The organism is Lysinibacillus halotolerans (assembly GCF_003711845.1).
Taxonomy (GTDB): domain Bacteria; phylum Bacillota; class Bacilli; order Bacillales_A; family Planococcaceae; genus Ureibacillus; species Ureibacillus halotolerans.
The window spans coordinates 1-5,779 of sequence record NZ_RHLQ01000089.1 but is presented as its reverse complement, the minus strand read 5'-3'; the positions used below and the strand labels follow the sequence as shown (position 1 = coordinate 5,779).

The following is a 5,779-nucleotide window of genomic DNA, read 5'->3' as shown; positions in this document are numbered from 1 at the left end:
AATAACTTTTTCGACATGTTCTTCCGCTCCATCAACCATTTATTTTATTTCATTATAAATAAAAGTACCCTATAAGAGAGACCTTTTTTCAAGTGTCTTTCTTATAGGGTACATTTTAAAATGAGCAACTCTTTTAATTTTCTAGTTGTGCATCAAAATAATCTAATATCCCTTGGTAAATTCCTAAAGTCGCCTGTTCGCGATAATAATCCGTTGTCACGATTCGCTCTTCACTTGGATTACTTAAGTAGCCTAATTCGATTAAAATGGCCGGTTGTTTATTTTCACGAGTAACTAAATAATTTCCAGGTTGAACACCACGATCTCGTATGGTTACCTTTTCTGATAGACCATTATGAACATATTCTGCTAACTCCCGTTGGTAACTATTCGTGTAGTATGTTGTAAAACCAGAAATAGAGCTATCTTCTGTCGCGTCATAATGAATACTAATAAAAGCATCTGCCCCGTTTTGATGGGAAATGGATACCCGTTTACGTAAATCAACATATGTATCTGACTCACGTGTTAATATAACATCTGCGCCAGCGGAACGTAATTTGGATGTAAGTAATTCCACCGTCTTTAAGTTAATATCCTTTTCTTCAGTTCCACTTACTCCAGTTGTTCCTCTATCATTACCACCGTGACCTGGATCAATAACAATTTGAACACCCTTTAACGTTCCTTTTTTTCGTTGTTCTTTAGGTTCCTGCTGCTGAGTTGTATCTTCAGAAATAGCCACCTCTTCATCTACTGATACAACCCAATTTGCTACATAGGCAGAAGTGTTCTTGTCCAACTCTACCTCGTACCAATCATCCTTTGTGGAGAGTATAGGATATTTCTCTCCCGCATTTGCACGAAGGACTACATTGGATGAAGTAGAAGGTACCTCACGAAGGTTTGTACCATTATAAATAATCGTTACGGTACTTTGGTCAGTAGAAGGTGTGTCTGATGTTGCAGCCGTAGGAATTTTTTCAATTTCTTGAAAATGTCCGTAAAAACTATAAACCCAGCCTTTTTCTTTACCGTGTTGAATTTTAACCCAATTATTTTCCCGATCAAGTACTTCATATTGTTCGTTCTTTTTTGCAGTACCGATTTTTTTGGAAGATAAGTCTGGTTTTTTACGTACATTCACTGCATCTACGGCAATTGTAAATAGTTTAGGATTTACTTCAGCGCTTGTTTTCGCAGATTTAGTTGACGAAGTTTCATCTTTTACGCTTTCCGATTGTTCAGTTGTATGCTTTTTATTCTTTGTTACATATTCTGATGAAACCCAGCCGACAGTTCCGTTATAAGAAATTTTTACCCAATCATTTTCAGTTGCTAAAACTTCCGCTTCATCACCTACGTTTAATTGGTTTAATACTGGGGATGAAATCGACGCCTCTGCCCGTATATTCAAATGATCTACTTGGGATATGACGGTACTAGCAGGTTGTTCCGTTTCAGAATTTTTTGGAGTGGAAGTTAACCATGAGGCAACCCACCCTTCAACATTGTTCACTTTAACGTGATACCAATCATCTTGCTTTTCAATAAAGGTTAGCTCTTCACCTTGTTTTAATGTTTCTAAAATTGGATAGGATAGTCCAGGACCTTCTCTTAAATATAAAATTTCCGCAGAAACAATTAAATCCGGTGTATCTTCATCTGATGCAAATGCATGTGTCTCATATGTATAAGGAAACAGCAATGAACAGATTAAGATGAAGGCCAAAAAACAATTGATTCCCTTTCGTTTCATCTAATCCCTCCTGTTCATTCATAATTTTGTAAGGAGATGCATAACCATATTTACTCTTTTCATTTTAAAATCAACTATGTACTAAAATCCACTGTTTTTTGAAAATAGTTGACAATATGTTATGACTTACTTAAGATTAGAGATAATGTAAAAACAGTAACATTGCCATTGACCAAGAAAGTAGCAATTACCTCTGTAGACAAGAGAGGGAGAGACGTGGGCTGAAATCTTTCCTACTACATGTAGATGTGAAAAACACTTGAGAGGCTTTTTCTCGAAAAACAAAGTTATTTGTTTAGTAGGGAAAAACGGAAACGGCCGTTATCCGTAATGAGGAGGGTGCACATCATCGTGCATCAACTAGGGTGGAACCGCGGAAGTCATTTCAAGCTTTCGTCCCTTGCGTAGGCAAGGGACGGGGGCTTTTTTTAGTTTAGAAAGGAGAATGAAAATGTCATTTAAAGTACCTAGAGGGACGCAAGATATTTTGCCAGAGCAAACTGCCAAATGGCAAAAAGTTGAATCCGTTTTACGTGAATTAAGTCGCGTCTACCGTTATAAAGAAATTCGTACACCAATTTTTGAACAAACGGAATTATTTCAACGGGGTGTAGGAGATACAACCGATATCGTTCAAAAAGAAATGTATACATTTGAAGATCGGGGAGGACGTTCATTAACCCTTCGCCCTGAAGGTACTGCCTCTGCTGTTCGTTCTTATGTAGAACATAAAATGTTCGGTAATCCAGATCAGCCTGTCAAGCTTTCTTATATGGGTCCAATGTTTCGTTATGAACGTCAGCAGGCCGGTCGTTACCGTCAATTCGTCCAATTTGGTGTAGAGGCAATTGGAAGTGCTGATCCGGCAATCGATGCGGAAGTCATTTCCCTTGCGATGGATATTTATCAAACAGTAGGATTAAAAGACTTAAAATTAGTCATAAACTCCCTTGGGGACAAGGAAACGAGAGATGCTCATAGAACAGCGTTAATTCAACACTTTGAACCAAGTATTGGGGAGTTTTGTTCCGATTGTCAAAACCGTTTAGCAAAAAATCCACTCCGTATTTTGGATTGTAAAAAGGATCATGATCACCCGTTAATGAAAACAGCACCTGCTTTAACAGATTACTTAACGGAATCCTCTGCCAAATACTTTGATCAAGTGAAAAAGTATTTAGAAGTACTTGGTATTGCTTATGAAGTAGACCCGAATTTAGTTCGCGGACTAGATTACTACAATCACACTGCTTTTGAAATTATGAGTACAGCAGATGGTTTTGGTGCCATTACAACTCTTTGTGGTGGAGGCCGTTATAACGGATTAGTTGAAGATATTGGAGGACCGGATGTTCCTGGAATCGGTTTTGCCATGTCAATCGAACGTCTACTTTTAGCCCTAGAAGCAGAAGGAATTAAACTCGATGTGGAAGATGGCCTTGATCTATATGTCGTTGCTATCGGTGACGAAGCAAAATTAAAATCAGCTGAATTAATTAGTTCTTTCCGAGCAAAAGGAATTTCTGCTGATATGGATTATGTCGATCGTAAAATGAAAGCCCAAATGAAATCTGCCGATCGCCTTGGTGCTAAATTTGTGATTGTCCTTGGGGATACGGAGATGGAAGAAGAGGCTGTAAACGTAAAAGAAATGGAAACAGGAAATCAAGAAAAAATTCCATTCCACGATCTAGTTAACTATTTACTTGAAAATAAATAATGCTTTTAATCATAAATTGGAGGAAAAGATTATGGCGCAAAGAACGCATGCATGTGGCGAAATAAATGAACAACATCAAGGAGAAAAGGTTATTTTAAAAGGTTGGGTACAAAAACGCCGTGACCTAGGTGGTCTAATTTTCGTTGATGTACGTGATAGAACAGGAATTGTTCAAGTCGTTTTTGGAGATGAAGCAAAGGATGCATTAGCTGTCGCAGAGACGATTCGTAATGAATATGTTGTTGAAATCGAAGGTACCGTTGTTCTTCGTGATGAAAAACAAATTAACCCAAATTTACGAACAGGTAAAATTGAAATTGTCGCATCGTCTATTAACATTATCAATGAAGCGAAAACTCCACCCTTTGCCATTGATGATAAAGAAGAAATTGGAGAAGATGTGCGCCTAAAATATCGTTATTTAGATTTACGTCGTCCAGTTATGTATAACACATTTAAATTACGTTCAGATATTACCCGTTCTATACGTAACTTTTTACAAACAGAAGGCTTCCTTGAAGTGGAAACACCGATTTTAACAAAATCAACACCAGAGGGTGCTCGAGATTATTTAGTACCATCACGAGTACATGAAGGGGAATTTTATGCATTACCCCAATCACCACAACTTTTTAAACAATTATTAATGGTATCTGGATTCGAAAAATATTTCCAAATTGCCCGTTGTTTCCGAGATGAAGATTTGAGAGCTGACCGTCAGCCAGAGTTTACGCAAGTCGATATTGAAACTTCCTTTATGTCAATGGATGAAATCATTGAAATGAATGAACGTTTAATTCAAACGGTGATGAAAGAAGCTAAAGGGGTGGATGTTTCCCTTCCATTCCAACGTATGACATACAAAGAAGCAATGGATCGTTACGGTTCTGATAAGCCGGATGTTCGATTTGGTTTAGAATTAGTTCAACTTTCTGAAATTGTTCGAAATACATCCTTTAAAGTATTCGCTTCTGCTGTGGAATCTGGCGGTGAAGTAAAAGCAATCAACGTCAAAGGAAAAGCAGATAATTATTCACGTAAAGATATTGATGCATTAGCAGAATTTGTTGCCATTTATGGTGCAAAAGGATTAGCATGGTTGAAAGTGACAGAAGGAGGATTATCGGGTCCAATTGCTAAATTCTTTGAAGGCGAAACGGCTGAAAACTTAATGACAGCAACGAATGCGGAAGCAGGAGACTTATTATTATTTGTAGCGGATCAATCTTCCATTGTTGCGGCTGCTTTAGGTGCTCTAAGAAATAAATTAGGAAAAGAATTAGGCTTAATCGATGAATCCCAATATGCATTTTTATGGGTTACTGATTGGCCGTTGTTAGAATATGATGAAGAAGCAGGTCGTTATACAGCTGCTCATCATCCATTCACTCGTCCATTTGATGAAGATATTGAAAAAATGGATACGAACCCTTCAGAAGTTCGTGCCCAAGCATATGACATCGTATTAAATGGCTACGAGTTAGGTGGAGGCTCTTTACGAATTTACGAACGTGATCTTCAAGAAAAAATGTTTAAACTTTTAGGATTTAGTCAAGAAGAAGCCCAAGAACAATTTGGTTTCTTATTAGAAGCGTTTGAATATGGAGTTCCGCCACATGGTGGCCTTGCCTTTGGATTAGATCGATTCGTTATGTTACTTGCAGGTCGTACAAATTTACGTGATACGATCGCATTCCCGAAAACGGCAACAGCGAGCTGTTTATTAACATCAGCACCAAGCGAAGTTTCTACTGCCCAATTAGAAGAACTTAGCTTAACAGTTACAAAGAAAGAAGAAAAATAAATTGACTTTACGTTTACGCAAGAATGTTTTATACATTCTTGTGTTTTTGTTTTTTATTATCGATAAGTAATGAAATATATCTAGTAAAAATGGTTTAAAACGGATTGATTTAAAAAAATTTTAATATTTTATATTTTAATATTGAAAATTCAGATAATTGTTGTTAATATAATAATAACAAGAATCCTAATTTACTTGTAATTGCTTTTCAACTCTTTTGACCGAACAATCAATCGTCGGGAACCCATATTTTATCTTGGCAAACAAGCCCTGCAACTGGCCGAGGGAAGTTTAAAGGGATGAAGAGGGTACCCACCTGCATGGGAAGCGGGTTCAAAACGATGTTACTTGCTTACGGTATGTTTAGGATTCTATTAAAGAGGCTGGGACATAACTAGCTTCAAATAGTGGGAAAGGTGAATTTGAGGAAACTCAAATTCACCTTTCTCTATTTTTGTATGTAAATTCTTTTTTTCTTTAGTTAATGGCCATGAAT

Annotated in this window: 3 protein-coding genes, 1 other RNA gene and 1 other annotated feature; of the genes, 3 read left to right on the top strand and 1 reads right to left on the bottom strand. The window is 37.2% G+C overall.

Going from position 1 to position 5,779, the window contains the following annotated elements; all coding sequences use genetic code 11:
• Nucleotides 1-133: 133 nt before the first annotated feature.
• Complete coding sequence (locus tag EC501_RS18080; RefSeq protein ID WP_122973730.1) at nucleotides 134-1,759, bottom strand: N-acetylmuramoyl-L-alanine amidase family protein; 1,626 nt, start codon at nucleotides 1,757-1,759, stop codon at nucleotides 134-136.
• A gap of 159 nt (nucleotides 1,760-1,918) precedes the next feature.
• Nucleotides 1,919-2,163 (top strand) — a binding site (T-box leader).
• Nucleotides 2,164-2,210: 47 nt separating this feature from the next.
• Here EC501_RS18080 and hisS point away from each other — a divergent pair.
• The 3 genes from hisS (at nucleotide 2,211) to ssrS (ending at nucleotide 5,657) form a co-directional block, all read left to right on the top strand.
• Entirely contained in the window at nucleotides 2,211-3,479 is a 1,269-nt protein-coding gene (gene hisS / locus EC501_RS18075) for a histidine--tRNA ligase (RefSeq protein ID WP_122973729.1), read from the top strand.
• Nucleotides 3,480-3,510: 31 nt separating this feature from the next.
• Nucleotides 3,511-5,283 (top strand): aspartate--tRNA ligase, encoded by a 1,773-nt coding sequence (gene aspS / locus EC501_RS18070; protein WP_122973728.1) that lies wholly within the window; start codon nucleotides 3,511-3,513, stop codon nucleotides 5,281-5,283.
• A 180-nt stretch (nucleotides 5,284-5,463) separates the two neighbouring features.
• Nucleotides 5,464-5,657, top strand: a non-coding RNA gene (ssrS, locus tag EC501_RS18065) — 6S RNA.
• Nucleotides 5,658-5,779 lie beyond the last annotated feature (122 nt).

What these genes read in the sequence shown, in the direction of transcription:
- EC501_RS18080 (WP_122973730.1), bottom strand. Translation starts at nt 1,759, where the DNA reads ATGAAACGAAAGGGAATCAATTGTTTTTTGGCCTTCATCTTAATCTGT.
- hisS (WP_122973729.1), top strand. Translation starts at nt 2,211, where the DNA reads ATGTCATTTAAAGTACCTAGAGGGACGCAAGATATTTTGCCAGAGCAA.
- aspS (WP_122973728.1), top strand. Translation starts at nt 3,511, where the DNA reads ATGGCGCAAAGAACGCATGCATGTGGCGAAATAAATGAACAACATCAA.